Origin of the sequence: Sphingomonas sp. CCH5-D11 (assembly GCF_001557395.1) — a bacterium.
Classification (GTDB): Bacteria; Pseudomonadota; Alphaproteobacteria; order Sphingomonadales; family Sphingomonadaceae; genus Sphingomonas.
Genome location: NZ_LSKH01000333.1, coordinates 1 through 22450, shown reverse-complemented (window position 1 = coordinate 22450; position 22450 = coordinate 1). Strand labels below are relative to the sequence as shown.

The 22450-nt window shown below is 67.3% G+C and carries 22 protein-coding genes, 2 pseudogenes and 1 riboswitch; of the genes and pseudogenes, 16 read left to right on the top strand and 8 right to left on the bottom strand.

Translation table 11 applies throughout. The features are described from left to right. The 8 genes and pseudogenes from AX702_RS23520 to AX702_RS20500 all read left to right on the top strand — a co-directional run. Positions 1-271: pseudogene (locus AX702_RS23520) on the top strand (hydroxymethylglutaryl-CoA lyase); the annotation flags it as partial. Continuing rightward, the gene (locus AX702_RS20530) at positions 268-1062 is read left to right on the top strand and encodes a 2-keto-4-pentenoate hydratase (RefSeq protein ID WP_082746403.1); all 795 of its coding nucleotides are present in this window, start codon (positions 268-270) and stop codon (positions 1060-1062) included. The pseudogene AX702_RS23520 and the gene AX702_RS20530, both read left to right, overlap by 4 nt. Positions 1063-1110: 48 nt before the next feature. Further along, positions 1111-2238 carry an alpha/beta hydrolase gene (locus tag AX702_RS20525; RefSeq protein ID WP_066782227.1) on the top strand — a complete coding sequence of 376 codons (1128 nt, stop codon included), beginning with the start codon at positions 1111-1113 and terminating at the stop codon, positions 2236-2238. Next, on the top strand, positions 2235-3227 hold the full coding sequence (locus tag AX702_RS20520) for a phosphotransferase family protein (RefSeq protein WP_066782226.1): 993 nt from the start codon (positions 2235-2237) through the stop codon (positions 3225-3227). The genes AX702_RS20525 and AX702_RS20520 overlap by 4 nt, the downstream gene beginning before the upstream one ends. Continuing rightward, positions 3224-4540 carry a phosphopyruvate hydratase gene (eno, locus tag AX702_RS20515; protein WP_066782225.1) on the top strand — a complete coding sequence of 439 codons (1317 nt, stop codon included), beginning with the start codon at positions 3224-3226 and terminating at the stop codon, positions 4538-4540. Before AX702_RS20520 ends, eno begins: the two co-directional genes overlap by 4 nt. Next, complete coding sequence (locus AX702_RS20510; protein WP_231731983.1) at positions 4537-5451, top strand: NAD(P)-dependent oxidoreductase; 915 nt, start codon at positions 4537-4539, stop codon at positions 5449-5451. The genes eno and AX702_RS20510 overlap by 4 nt, the downstream gene beginning before the upstream one ends. Then, a complete protein-coding gene (locus AX702_RS20505; protein ID WP_082746402.1) occupies positions 5448-6152 on the top strand; it encodes an alpha/beta fold hydrolase in 705 nt (234 codons plus the stop codon). Before AX702_RS20510 ends, AX702_RS20505 begins: the two co-directional genes overlap by 4 nt. Continuing rightward, the gene (locus AX702_RS20500; RefSeq protein WP_066782223.1) at positions 6149-6874 is read left to right on the top strand and encodes a glutathione S-transferase N-terminal domain-containing protein; all 726 of its coding nucleotides are present in this window, start codon (positions 6149-6151) and stop codon (positions 6872-6874) included. Before AX702_RS20505 ends, AX702_RS20500 begins: the two co-directional genes overlap by 4 nt. Before the next feature lie 220 nt (positions 6875-7094). Here AX702_RS20500 and AX702_RS20495 read toward each other — a convergent pair whose 3' ends face one another. Next, complete coding sequence (locus AX702_RS20495) at positions 7095-7769, bottom strand: glutathione S-transferase family protein (protein ID WP_066782222.1); 675 nt, start codon at positions 7767-7769, stop codon at positions 7095-7097. Positions 7770-7816: 47 nt separating this feature from the next. Beyond that, positions 7817-8314: a DUF3237 domain-containing protein gene (locus AX702_RS20490; RefSeq protein ID WP_197420707.1), complete on the bottom strand. Its 498-nt coding sequence runs from the start codon at positions 8312-8314 to the stop codon at positions 7817-7819. 98 nt (positions 8315-8412) lie between these two features. Here AX702_RS20490 and AX702_RS20485 point away from each other — a divergent pair, with 98 nt between their 5' ends. After that, entirely contained in the window at positions 8413-10809 is a 2397-nt protein-coding gene (locus AX702_RS20485) for a TonB-dependent receptor (RefSeq protein ID WP_066782220.1), read from the top strand. A 118-nt stretch (positions 10810-10927) separates the two neighbouring features. Here AX702_RS20485 and AX702_RS20480 read toward each other — a convergent pair whose 3' ends face one another. Both AX702_RS20480 and AX702_RS23075 read right to left on the bottom strand, forming a co-directional pair. Then, on the bottom strand, positions 10928-12106 hold the full coding sequence (locus AX702_RS20480) for a calcium-binding protein (RefSeq protein ID WP_066782219.1): 1179 nt from the start codon (positions 12104-12106) through the stop codon (positions 10928-10930). A 358-nt stretch (positions 12107-12464) separates the two neighbouring features. Continuing rightward, on the bottom strand, positions 12465-12560 hold the full coding sequence (locus AX702_RS23075) for a hydroxyisourate hydrolase (protein ID WP_231731984.1): 96 nt from the start codon (positions 12558-12560) through the stop codon (positions 12465-12467). A gap of 256 nt (positions 12561-12816) precedes the next feature. Here AX702_RS23075 and AX702_RS20470 point away from each other — a divergent pair, with 256 nt between their 5' ends. The 6 genes from AX702_RS20470 to AX702_RS20445 all read left to right on the top strand — a co-directional run bounded on the left by AX702_RS20470 (position 12817) and on the right by AX702_RS20445 (position 17376). After that, entirely contained in the window at positions 12817-14199 is a 1383-nt protein-coding gene (locus tag AX702_RS20470) for a spinster family MFS transporter (protein WP_066782217.1), read from the top strand. Next, positions 14199-14585 (top strand): nuclear transport factor 2 family protein, encoded by a 387-nt coding sequence (locus AX702_RS20465; protein WP_066782216.1) that lies wholly within the window; start codon positions 14199-14201, stop codon positions 14583-14585. Before AX702_RS20470 ends, AX702_RS20465 begins: the two co-directional genes overlap by 1 nt. A 12-nt stretch (positions 14586-14597) precedes the next feature. After that, on the top strand, positions 14598-15239 hold the full coding sequence (locus tag AX702_RS20460; protein WP_066782215.1) for a carboxymuconolactone decarboxylase family protein: 642 nt from the start codon (positions 14598-14600) through the stop codon (positions 15237-15239). A 61-nt stretch (positions 15240-15300) separates the two neighbouring features. Next, the gene (locus AX702_RS20455) at positions 15301-15921 is read left to right on the top strand and encodes a glutathione S-transferase family protein (RefSeq protein ID WP_066782214.1); all 621 of its coding nucleotides are present in this window, start codon (positions 15301-15303) and stop codon (positions 15919-15921) included. Positions 15922-15941: 20 nt separating this feature from the next. Next, entirely contained in the window at positions 15942-16559 is a 618-nt protein-coding gene (locus AX702_RS20450) for a VOC family protein (RefSeq protein ID WP_066782213.1), read from the top strand. Between the two features lie 208 nt (positions 16560-16767). Continuing rightward, on the top strand, positions 16768-17376 hold the full coding sequence (locus tag AX702_RS20445) for a flavodoxin family protein (protein ID WP_066782212.1): 609 nt from the start codon (positions 16768-16770) through the stop codon (positions 17374-17376). A 30-nt stretch (positions 17377-17406) separates the two neighbouring features. On the opposite strand, the gene AX702_RS20440 is transcribed toward AX702_RS20445, so the two are convergent. The 4 genes from AX702_RS20440 to AX702_RS20425 all read right to left on the bottom strand — a co-directional run bounded on the left by AX702_RS20440 (position 17407) and on the right by AX702_RS20425 (position 21231). Continuing rightward, complete coding sequence (locus tag AX702_RS20440; RefSeq protein WP_231731982.1) at positions 17407-17703, bottom strand: DUF7336 domain-containing protein; 297 nt, start codon at positions 17701-17703, stop codon at positions 17407-17409. A gap of 246 nt (positions 17704-17949) precedes the next feature. After that, positions 17950-18948 (bottom strand): bile acid:sodium symporter family protein, encoded by a 999-nt coding sequence (locus tag AX702_RS20435; protein ID WP_197420706.1) that lies wholly within the window; start codon positions 18946-18948, stop codon positions 17950-17952. 239 nt (positions 18949-19187) lie between these two features. Then, entirely contained in the window at positions 19188-20216 is a 1029-nt protein-coding gene (locus AX702_RS20430; protein WP_177179193.1) for a methionine synthase, read from the bottom strand. A 28-nt stretch (positions 20217-20244) separates the two neighbouring features. Beyond that, complete coding sequence (locus AX702_RS20425; RefSeq protein ID WP_066782209.1) at positions 20245-21231, bottom strand: DUF1852 domain-containing protein; 987 nt, start codon at positions 21229-21231, stop codon at positions 20245-20247. Positions 21232-21357: 126 nt separating this feature from the next. After that, positions 21358-21579: riboswitch (cobalamin riboswitch) on the bottom strand. 408 nt (positions 21580-21987) lie between these two features. Here AX702_RS20425 and AX702_RS20420 point away from each other — a divergent pair. Continuing rightward, positions 21988-22450, top strand: a pseudogene (locus AX702_RS20420) (EamA/RhaT family transporter); the annotation flags it as partial.

Genomic DNA, 22450 nt, shown 5'->3' with positions numbered 1-22450 from the left:
GGCGGGCGCGCGGGTGATCGACGCCTCCCTTGGCGGCACGGGCGGCTGTCCTTTCGCGCCGGGCGCTTCGGGCAATGTCGCGACGGAGGACGTGCTCTACCTGCTCGATCGGTCGAACATCGCCACCGGCTATGACCGGGCGCTGGCAATCGAGGCTGCGCGATGGCTCGGCGGCGTGCTGGGGCGCGATCTGCCCGGCAAGCTCGGCCGCGCGCCCCAGTTTCCGCCGGCGAATTTGTCCCCGGCCAGCCTCTCCGGGGCTGGCGCATGAGCGTGCACGCCGATCTCGCCGCGCGCCTCGCCGCCGCCCGTGCCAGCGGCGTGCCGATCGCCCCGCCGCGCCACGATCATCCCGCGCTTGGCCTCGCCGATGCCTATCGGGTGCAGGATCTCGCCACCGCCGCGCGCCGTGCTGCTGGCGGGCAAACGATCGGCCGCAAGATCGGGCTGACCTCCACCGCCGCCCAGCGCCAGTTCGGCGTGGACGAGCCCGACAGCGGATGGCTCTGGGCCGATTGTCGCTTTTGCGGCGGCGACACCATCGCCCGGCCACTTATCGCACCACGCGTCGAGGGCGAGATCGCGCTGGTGCTCGGCCGCGACGTGGACGATCCCGCGGACGCGGCCGGCGCCGTGGACCATTTCATGCCCGCGCTGGAGATCGTCGACAGCGCGATTGCCGGCTGGGACGTGCGTCTGTTCGATACGGTGGCGGATAATGCCTCAGGCTGGGGCGTGGTGCTGGGCGAGCCGGTGCGCGCCGTTCCGCTGCATGAACTGGCCGACCTTACCATGGCGCTCGCGCGCAACGGCGTGGTGGAATCGCGGGGGATCGGGGGCGCCACCATGGGCGGGCCGCTCGCCGCGCTGGGCTGGCTGGCGCATCATGCCGACGGGCGGGGCCAGCCGCTGCGCGCTGGCGAGATCATCATGACGGGGGCGCTCGGCCCGGTGCTGCCGGCGCGCCCCGGCGACGCCTTCACGCTGGATATCGCCGGCTGCGCGCCCGTCTCCATCAGCTTCGCGGATGCAACGGGCAGGCACGAGGCACCACAGGGCTGAGCGGGCAAAGGCACCGCCGGCGACGAACAGGACAAGGGGAGGGGTCGCATGGATCGACGCGATGTGGATGGGCTGGACGTGACCTTCATCGGCAAGGTGTCGCCCACCGCGCCGCGCATCCAGGCCGGCGGGCACCCGTGCCAGGGCATCTATTATGCGCCGGCCGGCCGACGGCCCAGAACGGCGGTGATCGCCACGCACTATAACGTCGATTTCAGCGAACATTATATCGCGCCCTATTTCGCCCGTCGCGGCTATGGCTTTCTCGGCTGGAACACCCGCTATCGCGGCTTCGAGGATCAGTTCCTGCTCGAACATGCCCTGCTCGACATCGGCGTGGGCATGCGCTGGCTGCGTGAGGAGGCGGGGGTCGAGCGGATCGTGATCCTCGGCAATTCCGGCGGCGGATCGCTGATGGGCGCCTATCAGGCGGAGGCGATCGCCCCCACGCTTGGCCATGCCCTGCCGCCCGCCGGCGAGGACGCGCTGGCGCAGCTCATCAAGGCGGATCTCTATATTTCGCTGAACGCGCATCAGGGCCGGCCGGAGGTGCTGACCGACTGGATGGATGCGTCGGTGGTGGACGAATTCGATCCGGTGGCGACCGACCCGGCGCTCGATCCCTTCAACCCGGACAATGGCCCGCCCTATGCGCCCCAGTTCGTCGAGCGGTATCGCGCCGCGCAGCGCGCGCGCAACCAGCGGATCACCGATTGGGCCAAGGCGGAGCTTGCCCGGCTGAACGCGGCCGGCGTGCCGGACCGCCTCTTCGCGCTGTTCCGCTGCTGGGGGGATCTCAGGTGCATGGACCCGTCGCTCGATCCGTCAGACCGCGCGCCGCGCCGCTGCTATCGCGGCGATCCGGCGGTGGCGAACCGCACGCCCTCGATCGGCCGCGCCAACACGCTTCGCACCTGGCTCAACATGTGGAGCCTCGAAACCTCACCGTGTCAGGGCGCGCCGCATCTCGCCAAGTTCGATACGCCGGCGCTGGTGGTGCAGGGCACCGCCGACACCGGTGTGTTTCCCAGCGATGCGCGCAAGATCTTCGATCACATCGGGTCCGCGGACAAGGAACTTCAACTGGTGAAGGGCGCGCATTACTTCGAGGATTCGGAGGCGCATCGCGATACCGCCGCCGATCTGATGGCGGCCTGGATCGAACAAAAGGCATGATCGCCGACGCCGCCACGCTTGCCGCGCTGCGCCGGCTGGGGCTGGTGGCGGAGGGGGCGCCGGTTGCGTTGACGGCGCTGTCGGGCGGCGTTTCGTGCGACGTGTGGCGCGCGGACATCCCGGGCCGGCCCCCGCTGGTGGTGAAGCGCGCGCTGCCGCAGCTGCGCGTCGCCGCCGAGTGGCTCGCCCCTGTCAGCCGCGCGGAAAACGAGGTCGCGTGGCTTCGCCGCGTGGCATTGATCGATCCCGCGCTGGTGCCCGTGGTGGTGGCGCATTCGCCGGCCGATCACCTGTTCGTCCTCGATTGGCTCGATCCGGCGCGGCACCCGGTCTGGCGGGACGCGCTGGTCGCCGGCCGGGTCGATCCGGCCTTTGCCGCCGGCCTCGGCGCCGCGCTTGCCCGCATCCACGCCGATACGGCTGGCGAGGCAGGCGTGGCGCGCGACTTCGGCGATCCCGCGCTGTTCGATGCGCTGCGCATCGCGCCCTTTTTCCGCACGACCGCCGATCGGGTGCCGGAGGTGGCTGCGCGCCTGCACGCCATCGCCGATGCCTTGGCGCAGCGGCGCATCGCGCTGGTCCATGGCGATGTCAGCCCCAAGAACATCCTGGTCGGCCCGACGGGCGGCGTGTTCCTCGATGCCGAGTGCGCGGTATACGGCGACCCGGCCTTTGACCTTGCCTTCTGCACCACGCACCTGTTGCTGAAGCAGGTCTGGCTGCCGCAGCACCGCGCCGCGCTGGCGCAATCGGCACATCAGTTCGCCACGCATTATCTCGCCGGGGTCCGTTGGGAGGAAGCCGGCCCGCTTGCCGACCGCGCCGGGGCGCTGGTCGCCGCGCTGCTCCTCGCCCGCGTCGAGGGAAAGTCGCCGGCGCCCTATCTCGACGATGCCGCCCGCGCGCTGGTTCGCGCCCGCGCCGTGGCGCTGCTGACGGGGGAGACGCCCGATGTCACCGATCTGATCGCCCGATGGGAGCCACGATGAGCCACGCAATCACCACCGTTCTTGCCCGCCAGCTATGGGATTCGCGCGGCCGGCCGACGGTGGAGGCCGAGGTGCGGCTGGCGAATGGCGCAGTCGGGCGGGCCATCGCCCCCGCCGGCGCATCGCGCGGCGCGCATGAGGCGATCGACCTGCGCGACGGCGGCGCGGCGTTCGGCGGCATGGGGGTCGCGCATGCGGTGGCCAATGTTGCGCGGGAAATCGCCCCCATGCTCGCCGGCATGGACGCGCGCGATCAGGCGGCGGTCGACGCGGCCCTGGCCGCGCTGGACGGTACGCCGACCAAGCAGCGGCTCGGCGGCAATGCCGTGGTGGCCGTGTCCATGGCGGCGCTTCACGCGGCGGCGGCGGGGGAGGGGGTGCCCGTCTGGCGCTGGCTGGCGCAGGATCGCGCGGTGCGCCTGCCGCTTCCCGAGATCCAGATCTTCGGCGGCGGCGCGCATGCCGGACGGCGCACCGACATTCAGGATTTCATGGTGATGGCCCCGCACGCCGGCAGCTTCCGCCGCGCGCTGGAGATCACGGAAGGCGTGTATCGCGCCGCCGGCCGGTTAATGGCGGATCTCGCCCCGCTCGCCGGCGTGGCGGACGAGGGCGGCTGGTGGCCCAGCTTTTCCTCCAACGAACAGGCGCTGGACGTGCTGACCCGCGCGATCGAGGCGGCGGGGCATCGCCCGGGCGAGGATGTGTTCATCTCGCTCGATATCGCCGCCAATGAATTCGGCGATGGTAACGGCTATCGCCTGGCGCTGGACGATCGCGTCATGGATGGTGCGGCGATGGCGGAAACGGTGATCGGCTGGACGCGGCGCTATCCCATTCTTTCGATCGAGGATCCCGCCTCGCAGGACGATCTCGCCACCATGGCCGCCGTGACCGGGGCGATCGGCGGCACGGTGCAGGTGATTGGCGACGACGTGCTCGTCACCCGCGCCGAGCGGGTCGAGGCCGCCGCCGCCGCCGCCGCCTGCAACGCGGCGCTGATCAAGGTGAACCAGATCGGCACGGTGACGGAGGCGAAGGCCGCGCTGGATGCGGCGCGCGCGCACGGCTGGGGCACGATCGTGTCGGCGCGTTCGGGCGAGACGGAGGATGTGACCATCGCGCATCTCGCGGTCGGCTGGGACGCAGGCCAGTTCAAGGTCGGCTCCTTCACCCGGTCCGAGCGGATGGCGAAGTGGAACGAGATGCTGCGAATCGAGGAAGCCATGGGCGCACAGGCCGCGTTCGCCGGCGCATCGGCCTTTGCCGCCCCGATCGCCGCCCGCCTCTCGCCCGCGGGAGGCGCGCGTTGAGGATCGTCATCGACACGCACCCCGGCGCCGGTTTTCAGGCGCAGATCCTTGCCGCCTTCGGCCCCGGCGCGGTCACCGCAATCGGGCCGGGCGGTGCGCTCGGCGAGGCGGAGGTGCTGCTCCACGTCCTCCACCCCGTGTCGGCCGCCGCCATCGCCGCCGCCCCGCACCTGCGCCTCATCCAGAAGCTGGGCGTCGGCGTGAACACGGTCGCGCTCGATGCCGCCGCCGCGCGCGGCATCGCCGTCTGCAACATGCCGGACGTGAATGCGCAGGCGGTGGCGGAAAGCGCGCTTGCGCTGCTGCTGGCGGTGCTGCGTCGCACGGTGGCGCTCGATGCGGCGACGCGCGCCGGGGAATGGGCGGTGCCCGATCATGTGCTGGGTGACCTGGGCGAGGTGGCCGGGCGCACGGTCGGCCTGGTCGGCATGGGCGCCAGCGCCTCGCGGCTGGCGCGCGCCCTTGCGGCTTTGGGGGCGCAAATCGTCTATGCCGCGCGCAGCGACCATGACGTGCCGTATCGCCGCCTGCCGCTCGATACCCTGGTCGCCGAGGCGGATGTCGTGTCGCTGCACGTGCCGCTCACGCCCGAAACGCGGCACATGGTCGATCCGCTGGCGATGAAGCGCGGCGCGGTGCTGGTGAATGTCGCGCGTGGCGGGCTGGTGGACGAGGCGCGGCTCGCCCGCGCGCTCGCCAGCGGTCACCTGCGCGGCGCCGGGCTCGACGTGTTCGCGACCGAGCCGGTGTCCCCGGACGATCCTCTGCTCGCCGCGCCCAATCTCGTCGTAAGCCCGCATGTCGCCTGGCAGACGCCCGAGACGCTCGCCCGCAGCCTCGCCGCCGCGGCAGAGAATGTCCGGCGCCTGGAAGCCGGCGCGCCGCTGCTGAACGTGGTGGCACCGGCATGAGCAGGCTTCCCGTCATGCTCGCCTCCGGCCAGCTCCTGACGGCGGAAAGCTGGGCGCCGCAACGCGCCGCCTGGGCGGATCGAGACGTGCGCCACGCCGATCACACGCAGGATGACACGATCGCCGGCATGGCGGATCGCCTGCTTGCCGCCGCGCCGCCCCGTTTCGCGCTCGTCGCGCATGCCATGGGCGGCTTTGTCGCCATGGAGGTGATGCGCCGCGCCGCGCCCCGTGTCGCGCGCCTCGCGCTCGTCGCCACCCTGGCCAGTGCGGACGGCCCGGCGCAGACGGCGCGGCGACAGGGTTATATCGATCTCGTCACCGCCGGTCGCTTCGAGCAGGTGATCGAGGAGCGTATCCCCATGCTCTTTCCGCCCGACCGGCGCGACGACCCCGTCCTGCTTGGCGCCGCGCGCCGCATGGCGGCCGATACCGGCGCGGATACCTTTTTGCGGCAGCAGCGCGCGATCATGGGCCGGATCGACAGCCGCCCTTCGCTTGGCCGCATCACCGTGCCCGCCCTGCTGATCCGCGGCACGGGCGATGGCATCACCACCGCCGAGCAGCAGGCCGACATGCTTGCCGCCATGCCTGGGGCACGGCTGGAGACGCTACCCGGCGTCGGCCACTTGCCGATGCTGGAGGCGCCGGCGGCGACCACCGCCATTCTCACCCGCTGGATCGACGAGGCAGAGGCATGATCGACCTTCATTACTGCGCCACGCCCAATGGCATGAAGGTGGCCCTGATGCTGGAGGAAACCGGTCTGGCGCACCGGATCATTCCCTATGACATCTTCGAGGGCGATCAGCTTCGCCCCGGCTTCGGGCGGATCAATCCCAATCGCAAGCTGCCGGCGATCGTCGATCATGATCCGGGCGCTGGAGAGTCTCCGCTGCCTGTGTTCGAGTCCGGCGCTATCCTGCAATATCTCGGCGAAAAGACCGGGCAGTTCCTGGCGCCTGCCGGCCCGCTGCGCAGCCGCACGATCCAGTGGCTGACGTGGCAGGTCGCCGCACTCGGCCCGATGGGCGGGCAGGCGAGCCATTTCCTGCGCTATGCCCCGGCGGACCAGGATTATGCCGTCGAACGCTACACCCGCGAATATGATCGCCTGCTGGCCGTGCTGGAAAACCGGCTGGCGGAAAGCCCGTATCTGGCAGGCGAGGAATATACGATCGCGGACATGGCCGTGTGGCCGGGGCAGGCGTCTGCCTTTGTCATGGGCCGGCAGGGATCGGAACGCCCCGCCACCCGCCGCTGGTACGAGGCGATCGCCGCCCGCCCTGCCGTGCAGCGCGCCACCGCCCGCGCCGATCTGAAAGCGCCCGACAAATATCTCGGCCGCCACCAGAAGCTGTCGGAGGCGGAATGGTCCAACATGTTCGGCGACGCCATGCACGCCGCGGTGCGCGGCGACTGAGGCGCCGACCTCCGCCGTTATCCTGGCCGGGTGCGGGAGGTGCGCGAACGCGCAGGCTGACCATATGCCACGTCATTCCGCCCTGGGGGATCCAGGATCCGACAAACTCGACAGGTCAAAGATCCCGCAGACGCCGGACGCGCGGACAAGCACGTCCTCAGCTGCGCCGTCCGGCAAAGCCGCGGCGATATCTTCACCGCGCCGCGTGCTGGCGCTCCCCTCACAGGATCGAGCGATGCTCGTCGGTGAAGCCGTCCAGCCCGCCCTCGATCGTCTCGGGCCGCGCGATGCCAAGCGCCATGCCCTCACGCACCGCCGGTCGGGCGAGCATCGCCTGGCCCCAGCGCGCGACATGGGGATAGCGGCTCGCCTGCTCCTCCACCGGCCGGCGCAGATAGGGCAGCATGGCCATGTCGGCGATCGTATATTCGCCGCCCGCCACCCATTCGGTCTTGGCCAGCTGCCCGTCCAATACCCGCAACAGGCGATCCACCTCGCGCGTGTAGCGTTCAATGGCGTAAGGGTGCCGCTCCGCCGCGTAGAAGCCGAAATGCGCTGCCTGACCGAACATCGGGCCGACGCCCGACACCTGGAACATCAGCCATTGCCAGCAGATCGCCCGCGCCACGGGATCGGCCGGCAGGAAGCGTCCTGTCTTTTCGGCCAGGTAAAGGAGGATAGCGCCCGTTTCCCACAGGACGAACCGGCCCGACGGCCCGTCCTCGTCCACGATCACCGGCGTCTTGTTGTTGGGGTTCAGCGCCAGGAACTCGGGCGTCAACTGGTCGCCGGCCAGGATGTCCACGTCCTCCAGCCGCCATTCAAGGCCCATCTCAAGCAGCGCGATGGCGATCTTGCGCGCATTGGGCGTTGGCCCGCCATGAAGCACGATCATATTCCCGTTCCTCTCCCTCTGGCCGCGCCCCGATCGGACTTGCGGCCTTATCGAACTGTGTAGAGGCGGTGCCGCGCGCCCTGGTCGGTGCGCTCGCCCACCCCGATCGCCAGAATGCCGTTCAGCCAGGCATAACCCGGATGCGCGGTTTCGAACACGGGCGCGATGCGCAGGTAATAGCGCGCCGGATCGACCGCGCCTGCCCGCGCGGGATCGGCAAATTCCGCCCGCACATCATCCGGGATCACGCTGCGCCCGCCATAGCTCACATGGATGAGCGCGCCGTCGTTGGTCTGCCAGATCGCGCGGGCATCCATCGTGCCGACCGATCGATCATCGTCCAGCCGCCCCGCCACAGACCAGTTACCCCCACCCGGCAGCACCATGCCCGACAGTCGCGGCCCGGCGAAGCTGCCACCGGTGACATAGCCGATCCTGCGCTCCCCGAACGGCGACGTGCCGAGCGCCAGAATGCCGCCGGCGACGTGGAAATCCACCGTGCACAGATAATCGCCCAGCACGGTTTCCCCGATCGATCCGGCCATCATCGCTCTCCCCTAGACACTTACTAAATTAATTAGTAGCCTAAGTGAAACGTCAAGGATCGGCCATCGTCAAGGCCGGACGGGAGCGAGGAGGGGATATGACACACACGGTCCGTGCGCTGTTGGCGGCGTCCACCGCGGCGGCGCTGGTGCTGGGCACGCAGGCCGCGGCCGAGGCTGGCGCGCAGGCAGCGTCCACTGCCAGCCCCCCGCCGACACCCACGCCGACACCCACGCCGACACCCGCGCCCTCCGCCGATCCGCTGCCCGGCACGCCGCAATCGACCGGCTCGCAGGCGACCGCCGCCACCCAGGCCGAACCCGCCACCGACAGCGCCAGCCCGGCCAGTGTCGAGGGTATCGGCACCAGCGGCGACATTGTGGTCACCGCGCAGCGCCGCGAGCAGCGGTTGCAGGACGTGCCGATCTCCATGGAGGTGGTCACCGGTGAAACCATCGACGCCTTCCAGGCGACCGACTTCAAAGCGGTGCAGAATTACGTTCCCAACGTCTTCGTGCAGCAGACCAACGGCAACGACACCATCTACATCCGCGGCTTCGGTTCGCCGCCGCAGAACTTCTCCTTTGACCAGGCGGTCAGCGTCTATGTCGACGGCGTCTATGCCGGCCGCGTGCGCCAGGCGCTCAACCCGTTCTTCGATGTCGCCCGGGTGGAGGTGCTGCGCGGGCCGCAGGGCGCGCTGTACGGCAAGAACACGCCCGCCGGCGCGGTCAGCGTCGTCTCCGCCGGGCCGACCAAGGAATTCGAAGGCTCCGTCACCGGCGTCTACAATTTCGACCTGCGCGGCATCGACCTCACCGGCTATGTCTCCGGGCCATTGAGCGACACGTTTGGCCTGCGCGTCGCCGCCCGTATTCAGGATCAGGACGGTTATCTGTTCAACCGGTTCAACAGCAAGGACGAACCCAACAACCAGCTCCAGCTCTTCCGGATCAGCGCACGGTGGGAGCCGGCCGCCAATGTCGACATTTCCGGCAAACTCGAACTCACCAATCAGGATCGCAGCGGCGGCCTTGGCGTGTCCAGCCCGGTCACCACGCGCCAGCAGGTGAAGCGCACGCGCTATATCGACAATGGCCCGCTGGGGGAGGAACAGTCCAGCAACCGTTCCGTGCTCGGCTCCGTCACCGCGAACATCGGCATCGGCGATCACACGCTCACCTCGATCACCGGCTATTCCTGGTTCAACGGCTCCGTCACCAATTACTTCGACCAGGAAACGCCCACCGGCGCGATCACGCCCAGTTCGGTCTACAATATGTACCCGGAACGGTTCCGCCAGTTCTCGCAGGAGTTCCGCCTCCTGTCGCCCAGCGGCGGCACGCTCGAATATGTGCTTGGCGCCTATTACGATACGTCGCGCTACAATCTGACGCAGCTTGGCGGATTCAACATCGCCGCGCTCAACTATTTCGGCCTGATGGAAACCAACTTCCGGCAGAAGGCGCGCTCCATCTCCGTCTTCGGCCAGGCGACGCTGCGCCCGTTCGACGGATTTCGCGTGATCGGCAGCCTGCGCTACACCAACACGCATAAGGACGGCACGTTCGGCGGCCGCCTGCGCTACGGCCCCTATGCGCTGCGCCCGGTGAACACCACCGCGGACCAGTCGATCCGCGAAGGGCTGACCGATCCGTCGGTGACGCTGCAGTACGACATCACGCGCGATCTGATGATCTATGCCGTGTACGGCCGCGGCTCCAAATCGGGCGGCTTCGTGTCCAACACCTATGGCACGACCGATGCGACCTTCGTCTATCTCCCCGAACGCTCGCGCAACTGGGAAGCGGGGGTGAAGGCGACACTGGCGGACGGGCGCGTTTCGGCGAACGTGTCGGTGTACGATACCAAGTTCACTGACCTGCAATCTTCCGTCTACAATCCGGTGATCTCCACCTATCAGGTCGGCAACGCCGCCGCGGCCACCTCGCGCGGGATCGAAGGGTCGCTCCGCGTCGCGCCCAGCCGCTATTTCGACATCACCGCGTCCGGCGCCTATCAGGACGTGAAATACGATGACTATCCCGGTGCCGCCTGCCTCGCCACGCAGCCGATCGCGGAGTGCAACCCGGCCTCGCCCGCCAGTATCCAGGCGAACAACCTCGCCGGGGTGCGCCTGCCCTATACGTCGAAATTCACCGGCAATGTCGCGGTGCACGGCCGGATCGACGTGGGCGATGCTTACAAGATCGACGGCAATGCCATCGTCGGTGGTCGTTCGGGCTTCTACAATTCGGACAACCAAAGTCCGCTCTATGGCTATCAGAGCGGCTTTGCGAAGCTCGATCTCCGGCTCCAGTTCGGGCCGCAGGACGAGCGCTGGCACGTGGCCTTTGTCGGCCGCAACCTGACCGACAAGCTCACCACCGGCAGCGCCTTCCTGCTCCCCGCACCGATCACCGCGGTGCCCCGTGCGATCCTGTTCGTGGAGCCCCCGCGCAACATCGCGATCGAGGCGGGCGTGAAGTTCTGAGGGCATTCCGCGGCGCGATGCGCACCGGTTCCCCCGCGCTGGCCGGGCCTGGTCGCCGTCGACAGGCTCAGGGGAACGGATCAAGCCACAAGGCCTGACCCGTCCCCTGACACTTCGGTCAGACCAGGATGAAGTCCGCCGACGACAGATGCGCCGCGTTCAGCGTGCCCAGCGGATCGGCAAGCTGGATGGTGAATTCCGCGCCGCTTGATGTCACCACGTCCAGTGCGACATCGCCGTTGGCCAGGTCGTGCGCGAACACCGTGCCTGGCGCCCCGCTGCTGCTGAACGACTTGACGCCCAGCTTCTCCAGCACGATCCGGTCGATCCCGTTCTCGAAATCCATGATCGTGTCGCCGCCGTCCAGCGCGCCCGCGCCCTTGAAGACGAACCAGTCCGCGCCGGCATCGCCCCACAATTGGTCCGCGCCCAGTTCGCCCAGCAGCTTGTCGACGCCTGTTCCGCCGTGCATCCGGTCGGCCCCGTCGCCGCCCAGCATGTAATCGTCGCCCGCGTCGCCAAACATCTGGTCGTTGCCGGCCTCGCCGTTCATGTTGTCGGCGTCGTTGCCGCCCTCCATGTAATCGTTGCCGGCGCCGGCCTGCATGTTGTCGCGCCCGTCGCCGCCCAGCAGCACGTCCACGCCATATTCGGCGGAGATGATGTCGTCGCCGCTGCCGCCTTCCAGCCGATTGTCGCCGTCGCCGCCGTCGACCCGGTCGTTGCCGTCGCCGCCATAGACCTTGTCGTTGCCCGACTGGCCCTTCAGCTTGTCGTTCCCGGCCTCGCCATAGATGGTGTCGTTGCCGGCGCCGCCGCCCACCGCCTGGGTGGTCAGCTTGCCCGTCGCCGGGTTGATCTCGTTGACGAAGCCGTCGTCGCCAGCGCCGGCATAGATGATGTCGTCGCCATAGCCGCCGTCCAGATAGTCGCGCCCGTCGCCGGCGTAGATGATGTCGTTGCCGGCATCGCCCAGGATCGTGTCATGCCCCAGGCCGCCGTCGATCGTGTCGCCGTCGTCACCGCCGGTGATGGTGTCGTTGCCGTCGCCGCCGATCAGCCGGTCCGCGCCGCGCCCACCGTCCAGCTTGTCGTTGCCCAGTTCGCCGTAAAGGAAATCGATCCCGTTGCCGCCGCGCAGGAAGTCATCCCCGTCGCCGCCATAGATGTCGTCGTCTCCGTCGCCCCCTTCGACCTGATCCGCTCCCGCCATCGCGCGGATAAGATCGTTGAGGCTGCTTCCCTTTATCGTGTCGGTCTTGGCGGTGCCGCCGATCGTTTTTGCAAAGCTACGCATTTTTCCCAGCTACCCCGATGGATGGTTTCGTGTTTGATTCAGGCGAATCATGCCCGATCCGCGCGCACCTCGCGGCGGTCGGGAGTGCAAACCATCTACTTTCGATTGCCGGAGTGTCCGGCGCGCCAGGCTGCGCGCACCGCCCTGACGCGCGCGCCATTCGCCACCTCTTCCGGCGCGGGCGGGGATCCGGCTGAGGCACGAAGCCGGCACGCGCGGCCGCCAAAGCGGCTTTCGATCACGCTGATCCGCTCGGCCTCAGCTTGTCCAAGAGCGTGCCTCGGCCGACCCTCCAGAGCACGGAACGCGACAGGCCCGATGCGGACGATCGTCGTCGCCAGTGGCGGCCGCGATCGTCCTAATTTCCGCGATATGTCGAATAGCCGTAGGGGCTCACGACCACCGGCACATGATAGTGAGCGGCGGCATCGGTGACGCGGAAGGTGAGGGTGATCTCCGGAAAGAACGGCGCGCCGCCGCATCGGGATAGCGCGACATGTCGAACACGAGCCGATAGACGCCGATATCAAACGCCTTTGCCTCGCCGAAACGCGGGCAGCGCTTGAAGAACGCCGTTACCTCGGCCTCTCCCCAAACCCTTATGGCACTGGCATCGTCAGCCAGATTGACAAAGACCCTTATGTATCTAAGCTTCCCGTCAAGGCGGATCGTCACGGCAAATGGCCGGGGATCGCGCGCGGGGAGGATGGATGACCGATACGGCTGTGCAGACCGGGGCGGCTGGCGCGCCAGAGAGCGCGACAGGGGGCGCGCCAGGTAGCGCGACGCCGGGCGCATCGGCGGCCGCTTCTCCCGGTGCCGCGCACCGCACGGTGGCGCTGTGGATGCTGTTCGCGATCGGCACGCTCAACTTCGTCGACCGGCAATTGCTGTCGGTATTGGTGGAGCCGATCCGCGCCGAAATGGCCTTCAGCGATACCCAGTTCGGGCTGTTGACCGGCCTCAGCTTTGCCCTGTTCTATGCGCTGATGGGGGTGCCTTTCGCCATGGCTGCGGATCGCTGGCACCGGGTGCGGCTGATCGCGGCGGCCTGCGCCGTGTGGAGCGTGTTCACCGCCGCCTGCGGCCTGGCCGGCAATTTCGCGCAGCTCGCGCTCGCCCGCTTCGGCGTGGGTGTGGGGGAGGCGGGGGGCACCGCGCCGTCCTTGTCGGTGCTGGCGGATTATTACCCGCCCGACCGCCGGCCGCTGGTGATCGGCATCTTCACCGCCAATGGCCCGTTCGGCGTGTTCCTGGGCGCGGCATTCGGCGGCTGGGCGGCGGCGACGATCGGCTGGCGCGGCGCCTTCATCGCGATCGGCGCGATCGGCGCATTGGTCGCCGCGCCGCTCCTGGTGATGCTGGTGCGAGAGCCGGCGCGCGGGCAGATGGACGCGCGCGGGCCCGTCGCCGCGCCGCAGGCTGCGCTGCCCATGGGCGCCAGCTTCGCCCTGTTCCTGCGCCGCCGTTCGCTCAGGATGCTCGCCGTCGCCAGCGGGCTCTCCGCCTTTGTCAGCTATGGCATGCTGAACTGGATCCCCGCCTTTCTGATGCGCACGCAGGGCATGCCGCTGTCGGCGCTCGCCACGTGGTTCGCGCCCGCCGCCGGCATCACCTTCGGGCTTGGCATCTGGGGCGGCGGCGCGCTGGTGAACTGGGCCGCGCGCCGCTCGCCCGCGGCCTATGCGCTCGTCCCCTGCGCCGCGACGCTCGTGCTGATCCCCAGCTTCGCCGCCGCGCTGCTGGTGGACAGCTGGCAATGGTCGCTTGCGCTGATGCTGGTGCCGATGGTCGCCTGCACCATCTATGTCGCGCCGGCACTGGCTTTGGTGCAGAATCTCACGCCGCCGCGGGCGCGCGCCACCGCCTCCGCCATCCTGCTGCTGATGTTCAACCTTGTCGGCCTGGGCGGCGGGCCGCTGGTGATCGGCATGATCAGCGATGCGATCGCCCCCGCTCATGGCGCGGAAAGCCTGCGCTACGCCTTGCTCTGCACGCTGCCCGCCGCCGCGCTCGCCGCGATCGCGCAATTCCGCATGGCGCGCGTCGTCAGCGCCGACATGCACGGCTATCACACGGATGGAGAGGCCTGATGACCGATGATGAGATGCGCGCCTTTGCCGGGCGTTTCTTCGATGCGATCGAGGCGGGTGACATCGCCACCATGCAGGCGAGCTTCGCGCCGGATGCCGCCATCTGGCACAATACGGATGAGCTGATCGTCACTCCCGAGCAGACCGCGCAGACGCTGACCGGCATGGTCGCCCGCATCGGGGAGCGCAGCTACGCCGATCGCCGCGTCCATGTCTTTCCCGGTGGCTTCGTGCAGCAACACGTTCTTCAGGGCGTGCGCACCCATGATGGAGAGCGCGTCCGCCTGCCCTGCGCGATCGTCTGCCAGGTGGCCGATGGCCGGATCACCCGCCTCGATGAATATTTCGATTCCGCGCACGTCGCGCAGTTCCGCAAATATGCTTGAAGGAGCCGATTGATGCCCGTTTTGCGCCAGGTGCCGCTCGCCGACGTCCAGGACGATACCGTCCTTGCCTATTACAAGCGCCTGTTCGGTGATCGCGATCCGGTGGCGGAACCGGGCACCGCGACGGGCACGCCGGGGGATTGGTGGACGGTCTATGCGCTGGCGCCGGATATCTTCAAACATGCCGTGGATGGCTTTGCGGTGTACCGCCACCCGGCCCGTCGCATCTCCCCCGTGCTGCGTGAACTGGGGCAAACGCGCGCCGGCTGGGTAAAGGGCAGCCAGTTCGTCTTTTCGCAGCATTGCAAGTCCTTGCGCGGCCTTGGGGTCAGCGAGGAGAAGATCGCCGCCGTGCCATACTGGGCGGTGGCGGATTGCTATGACGACCAGGAACGCGCCGTACTCGCTTATGCCGATTGCCTCGCGCAGGCCGGCGGCCGCGTGCCCGATCAGGTGTTCGAAAAGCTGCGCACCTTCTGGGATGACGAGCAGATCTTCGAATTCACCTACATCACCTGCCTGTATGACATGCACGCCGTGATCACCCGCGCGCTGCGGATGGAATTCGACAATCGCGCCGATCCCATCACGGAGGTCGCCGCGCCGGAAGGGTTCAAGGCCGCCGACTTCCTCAGCGCGCCTCGCCCCGCATGACACCGTCAAGCAGATTGACGAAAAGCCGCCGTTCCGCTACATGGAGTCGTGAGGATTTAGGATGAGGTTTTTCAACTCGGTCGGGCCGAATCCCCGCGTCGTGAGCCTGTTCATGGCGGAAAAGGGCGTCGCGATCCCTGAGGTGTCCGTCGACATTCGCGGCGGGGAAAATCGCCGTGCGCCGTATAACGAAACGGTCAATCCCGCCGGCCAGACGCCCGCGCTGGAGCTGGATGACGGCAGCATCCTGACGGAGATCACCGCGATCTGCGAATATCTGGAGGAGCTCCATCCCACGCCCCCGCTGATCGGCGCGACGCCGCAGGAACGGGCGGAAACGCGCATGTGGACCCGCCGCGCGGATCTCAAGGTGTGCGAACCGATCACCAGCGGCTTCCGCTCGTCGGAGGGGCTGCCGATGTTCCAGTCGCGGATGCGCTGCCTGCCGGAGGCGGCGGCCGGGCTGAAGGCGGTGGCGCAGGACGGGATCGCCTGGTTCGACGCGCAGCTCGCCGGCCGCCGCTACATCGCCGGCGACCGCTTCACGCTGGCCGATATCCTGCTGTTCGCCTTTCTCGATTTCGGCCGCAACGTCGGCCAGCCGCTCGATACGGCCTTCACCAATGTGACGGCGTGGTTCGATCGGGTGGGGGAGCGGCCCGCCTTTCAGCCTGCAACATGAATAGCACAAGGAGAGCGACGATGCCGGCCACCAACAGCCAGTTCGAGTTTAAGGGCGTCAATCACCTCGCACTGGTGTGCAAGGACATGGCGCGCACCGTGGAATTCTACCGCGACGTGCTGGGCATGCCGCTGGTCAAGACGATCGATCTGCCCGGCGGGCGCGGGCAGCATTTCTTCTTCGACATGGGCAATGGCGACAGCCTGGCCTTTTTCTGGTTCCCCCAGGCGGCGCAGGCGCATCCCGGCATTTCCGCCCCTGCCGCGCTGCCCACCCAGGGCGATTTCACCTCCGCCCACGGCTCCATGAACCATATCGCGTTCAACGTGCCGGCCGAGAAGTTCGACGAATATTATGATCGGCTGAAGGCCAAGGGGATCGCCGTCACCAAGATCCTGAACCATGATGATTCGCCGAGCCAGTCGTCGGATCACATGCACGACGACGTGTTCGTCCGTTCGGTCTATTTCTTCGACCCCGACGGCGTCTGCCTCGAATTCGCCGCCTGGACGAAGACGTTCAGCGACGCCGATGTGGCGCATGATCCGGTGACGGCGGACGGCACCAAGCGCGAAGGGCTGATCGTGCAAAAGGCGCTGGCCGAGAATGACGTCGCGGAGATGGTCCCCGCCGAATAAGCGCGTCGGGCGCCGTTCCCGGGCCCTTTCCCGCAACGCATGCCGCGTCGCAGGACAGCGTCACCCCGGCCTCGCGCCGGGGTTCAGGCTGCCGCGACCGTCATCGCCCGAGGTCGGCGCAGCTGCGCCGATCTCTCGCGGCGTCGCATCGATATGCGTGGATCGAAAACGAACCGCCAAGCGTCCCCTCTCCCGACAGGAGAGCGGCATGACGATCCGGGCGATAGCACTCAATTGTACGCTGAAGGCACAAGGCGAAAGCAGCACCGACGCGATGATCGGCGTGCTCGAACGCGCCTTCGCCAGGGTGGACGTGACGCTCACCGAAACGATCCGCATCGCCGCGCACAACGTCAAACCCGGCGTCACCAGCGACGAGGGTGAGGGGGATGACTGGCCCGCGATCCGCGTCAAGATCCTCGCGCACGATATCCTGATCCTCGCCGGCCCGATCTGGATGGGCCAGATCGGCAGCGTCGCGAAGCGCGTGCTGGAGCGAATGGACGCCTTTCTGTCGGAAACCGACGATCAGGGCCGGATGCCGAGCTATGGCAAGGTCGCGGTGATGGCGATCGTCGGCAACGAGGATGGCGCGCACGCTTCCTCGGCGCAGGGGTTCCAGGCGCTCAACGACACCGGCTGGACGATCCCCCCGGTCGCTGCCTGCTATTGGGTCGGCGAGGCGATGGGCACGGTCGACTTCAAGGACCTGCCCGAAACCCCGGAAAAGGTACAGAAAACAGCCGCAATGACCGCCACCAACGCAGCCCACCTCGCCCGCCTGCTAAGAGACACCCCCATCCCCGGCGCGGATTGAAACGGGTATGCGCGTGTCGGAACTGGGTGGTTAGCGGACGTTCGGCGCGTCGTTTGGCTCGGCAAGCCCGAACCCTTCTTCCCAATGATCTTGGTCGATCACATACCGGTCTATGTGCCAGCCATCCGGGTGCTCGGCGAAGCCGGGTTGGCTAACGAGCCGCTCTGTAGCGGCCTGCGCACCTTCTTCCGTTCGATAGACACCGATCAGCTTAGCATCGCCGCCGTACTCGTCATCGGAGCGGATGTGGTGGAGAATGAAAACGGCTTCCATGCTGCTGGTATGCGCCGCCGCGCTAATGTCCGCTACTGGGGCGCTTTCAGTCATTCCGCTTCCACACGGAATCCAGGAAGCAGGCGTCGGCCGAGATGAATGTTCACCAACAACGCCTCTGCCGTCATCCCCGCGAAGGCGGGGATCCATAAACGCCGGCCCCCGCGGAAAGGCACGCTGGGCCGATGGACACCCGCCTTCGCCGGGATGACGAAGATGGGGCGTCAGCGCTCTTCATCGTGGCGCTCACCAGCCTCACCGCAACAGGCGTTCCTCCGGCGCAGGCGCAGGAAAGCGACGTCACGCCCGGACGGGCACGATGGACAGGGCATCCTCCGCCCGCTGCGCATAACGCCGGGCGAGCGCGGCGCAGACCATCAGCTGCATCTGGTGGAACAGCATCAGCGGCAGGACGATCAGGCCGACCGCGCTGGCCGGGAAGATGATGTTGGCCATCGGCAGCCCGCTCGCCATGCTCTTCTTCGATCCGCAGAACACGATGGCGATCTCATCCTCCTTGGAGAAGCGCAGCAGCCGGCTTGCCGCCGTGGTGGCGACCAGCACGGCGGCAAGCATCACGAGATCGAGGAGGATGACGAGCGCGAGGCTCTGCGGCGTCACGTTGCTCCAGATACCCGCCACCACGCCGGCGCTGAACGCGGAATAGACGACAAGCAGGATCGAGCCGCGGTCGACGAGCATCGTCAGCGTCTTCTGCCGGTTCAGCCATTCGCCGACGAGCGGCCGCGCGAGCTGGCCGACGACGAACGGCAGCAGGATCTGGAGCGCGATGTCCCACACCGATTCCAGGGACATGCCGCCCGCGCCGGCGCTCAGGAACATGGTCGCGAGCAGCGGCGTGATGACCACGCCGGCCAGGTTCGACAGCGACGCACAGCACAAGGCGGCGGGAACGTTGCCGCGCGCGATCGAGGTGAAGGCGATCGAGGATTGCACGGTCGAGGGCAGCAGGGAGACGAACATCAGCCCCGTGACGAGGCCATTGTCGAGATGCCCGCCGGCCAGCTTCGTGATCGCGAAGCCGAGCAGCGGAAAGACCAGGAACGTGGTTGCGAACACCAGGGATTGCAGCCGCCAGTGCAGGATCCCCGTCCAGATCGCCTGGCGGGAAATGCGCGCGCCGTAGATGAAGAACAGGAGGGCGATGGCGGCATGCACCACCACATCTAGCATGTCCTTGCCCGTGCCCCGGGCCGGGAGGATCGCGGCGAGCGCCACCATTCCCATGATCGCGAGGATATAGCCGTCGATCCGTAGGCGGCTGAGGATGGCATTCATGATCAAGATCCCGGTGTGCGCTTCGCCCTTGCCGCGCGGGCATGGGCGGTTTGCTTGTGCATCCCACGCCCTTGTGCCGGGCCAGCCGCCTTGTGAAGGGGCGGGATCACCGGCGGCGGGGCGACCATCCGGCGCGGCGCGTCATCGTCAGCGCCGAACGGCCCAGCCGGCCGAACGACCCAGCCGGCCGAACGACTAAGCAGGTCCAACGGCGCCGGCCGAACGGCATCGGCGGTCGGTCAGGCCGCCAGTTCCTTGCGGACGATATCGGCGCCGGCGCCCAGCGCCTTCAGCTTGCCCTGCGCGACGGCGCGCGACAGCGGCGCCATGCCGCAATTGGTCGCCGGGTAGAGCTTGTCCGCATCCACGAAGCGAAGCGCGTTGCGCAGCGTGTCGGCGACCTGTTCGGGCGTCTCCACCGTGTCGGTCGCGACGTCGATGGCGCCGACCATCACCTTCTTGCCGCGGATCAGCTCGATCAGATCCATCGGCACGCGCGAGTTCTGGCATTCGAGCGAGATGATATCGATCGCCGACTTCTGGAGATTGGGGAAGGTTTCCTCATACTGGCGCCATTCGGAGCCAAGCGTCTTCTTCCAGTCGGTATTGGCCTTGATGCCATAGCCGTAGCAGATGTGGACGGCGGTTTCGGCCTTCAGCCCCTCGGCCGCGCGCTCCAGCGTGGCGATCCCCCAGTCGTTCGCCTCGTCGAAGAACACGTTGAACGCTGGCTCGTCGAACTGGACGATGTCGACGCCGGCCGCTTCCAGCTCGCGGGCTTCCTCGTTGAGGATGCAGGCGAATTCCCAGGCGAGCTTCTCGCGGCTGCGGTAATGCGCGTCATAAAGGGTGTCGATCATCGTCATCGGGCCGGGGAGCGTCCACTTGATCGGCTGATCGGTCTGCGCACGCAGGAAGCGCGCATCGTCGACGAAGACCGCCTTGGGGCGGGAAACGGCCCCCACGACGGTCGGCACGCTCGCGTCATAGCGGTTGCGGATGCGCACCGTCTCGCGCTTCTCGAAATCGACGCCGTCCAGATGCTCGATGAAGGTGGTGACGAAATGCTGGCGCGTCTGTTCGCCATCGCCCAGGATATCGATCCCCGCCTGCCGCTGATCGTCGACCGCCAGGCGCAGCGCGTCCTGCTTGCCCGCGATCAGTTCCTCGCCCTCCAGCTTCCACGGCGACCACAGGGTTTCGGGCTGAGCAAGCCAGGAAGGCTTGGGCAGGCTGCCCGCGGTCGTCGTCGGCAACAATGTCGTCATGATGGATACCTTGTGATGTGCGGGAGGATCAAAGGCCGGCGGTCGCGGACCAGCGCTGCAGCGCCGCGCCATGCGGCTTGATGAAATGCTCTTCGGCGAACCTGCCCTGCTCGACGGCAAGCCGGCTGCGCTCCTCGCGATCGTAGACGATGCGGGTCAGCGAATAGTCCTGGTACTTGAGGCTCGGCTGGTAATGTTGCGCGGCGACGGAATTGGCATTGTAGATTTCCGGCCGGTAGATCTTCTGGAATGTCTCCATGGTGCTGATCGTGCTGGCCAGTTCCAGATTGGTGAAATCGCCGATCAGGTCGCCGATGTGATAGAAGGCGAGCGGGGCGACGCCATGTTTCGGCATGAAATAGCGCACCATCATGCCCATTTTCGCGAAATACCGGTCGGTCGCGGAATAATCCGTGGTGGTATATTCCACGCCGAGGACCGGATGTTCGTTGGTGGACCGCTGATAGGTCTTGCTGCTCGATACGCTGAGGCAGATGACGGGCGGCTTGCGGAAATGACCGCGGTATGCGCGCGAATTCAGAAAATGCTGGAACAGCTTTCCGTGCAGGTCGCCAAATCCCTCCGGAACGCCGCCGCCTGGGTGCCCCTTCAGATATTCCGGCAGCAGCACGCTGAAGTCATAGTCGCGAACATAGGATGAGAAATTGTTGCCGACGATGCCGGGGATGTTCTCGCCCGTCGCCTTGTCGATGATCGCCGTCTCGAGGATCTCGATGATCGGAAAACCGTCGACATCCTCCTGCCCGTCGACATGCAACGAAACGGAGATGATCCGGAGCGACACCGAATAGCGGTTGCCGGTCGGATTGTCCCAATGCGCCAGAGAGTTGAAGCGGTTGTCGATCATCCGCAGCGTGTTGCGCAGATTTTCCCGTCGGCTTTCACCGCGCGCGAGATTGGCGAAATTGGTGGTGATGCGCGTGTTGTCGGCCGGACGATAATCCTCGTTGAAGGGGATGCTGCTGATCGTGAACGTGAAGCCGCTGTTCGTCATGACTCACCTGCTTGTAACGGGCGGAGGTCACAGGCGAGAGCGCGCAAGCCACAGGCAGACCCGGCTGGCGATGAACCACGGGCCTTTCGTCAAGCGCGATCCACCGGAGGAACCCCCGTCCGAGGAACGTTTTGGCGTCGAAAGGCAGGTCTCCTGGCTCACGGGTCAACGCGGTGGCTCCGGCCTTCCCGGGCTCGTTGCAAAGCCCAGTGACACGAATTGGAGCCGCCGCTCGCCGCTTACAGTTGCGGGGGCAGCGCCGGATTCTGCCCCGAAGGACACCACCGGCTTCCCGTCTTAGCCCCATCGCCACGCCTGGGATGGGGAACCTCGACATGGCTGTTCAACACCATCGATCGGTCGCTGTCAATGGAGATATAAAGATATCTTTATATGGTAATGAGAGCTGTCGCCGCGCGATCGGGGTCTTCGTAACGGACGAGCGGCGACACACATGCGCGGCGATCGCGATCCTGGTCGGTAACGATCAGCGCGCTGGCGAACCGCTGTTTCATAACGTCAACTCACCTGCACGTTCTGCTCGATGCTCCCGGCGGAAAGGCCTGAGCGACCCCGAGTGACCAGCGCTCTTTCGCGCGAGGGCAGGCATTCACGATCACCGGCGCGAAAGGCGCCTGGGTGACGCCGCATGACGGCCATCTGCATCAGCCGCAGGCACGCCCCGACGGGCGGGTGCTGGCAATTGCTTAGCTTTCGAATTATCACCGGCATCATGCCGCCGTTACCGGACGCGCCGTGACGCCGGCGCTCGCCTGGATCCCCGCCACCATGCTCGCCGGCCTGCTCCAGGCCTGGCGCACGGCCGTGCAGCAGCGGCTTCGCGCGCAGCTGTCGATCAATGGCGCGGGGCTTGTGCGCTACGTCTATGGCCTGCCGCTCGTCCTGCTCGTCCTTGCCGGCTATCTGTCGCTCACTGGCGCGCGGCTGCCCGTGCCGGACGCTGCCTTTGTCGCGCTGGCGGCGGTTGCGGCAGTGGCGCAATTGCTGGCCACCAACCTCCTCATCATGGCCTTTGGCTATCGCAACTTCATCGTCGGCACCGCCTTTTCGAAGACGGAAACGGTGCAGGCGGCGCTGTTCGGCTGGCTGATCCTGGGGGAGCCGGTCAGCATGCTGATCGGGCTGGCGGTGTTGCTCGGCATGGCGGGCGTGCTGACGCTGGCGCTGGGCGGGCGCGATCTTCGCGGGCGGGATGTGG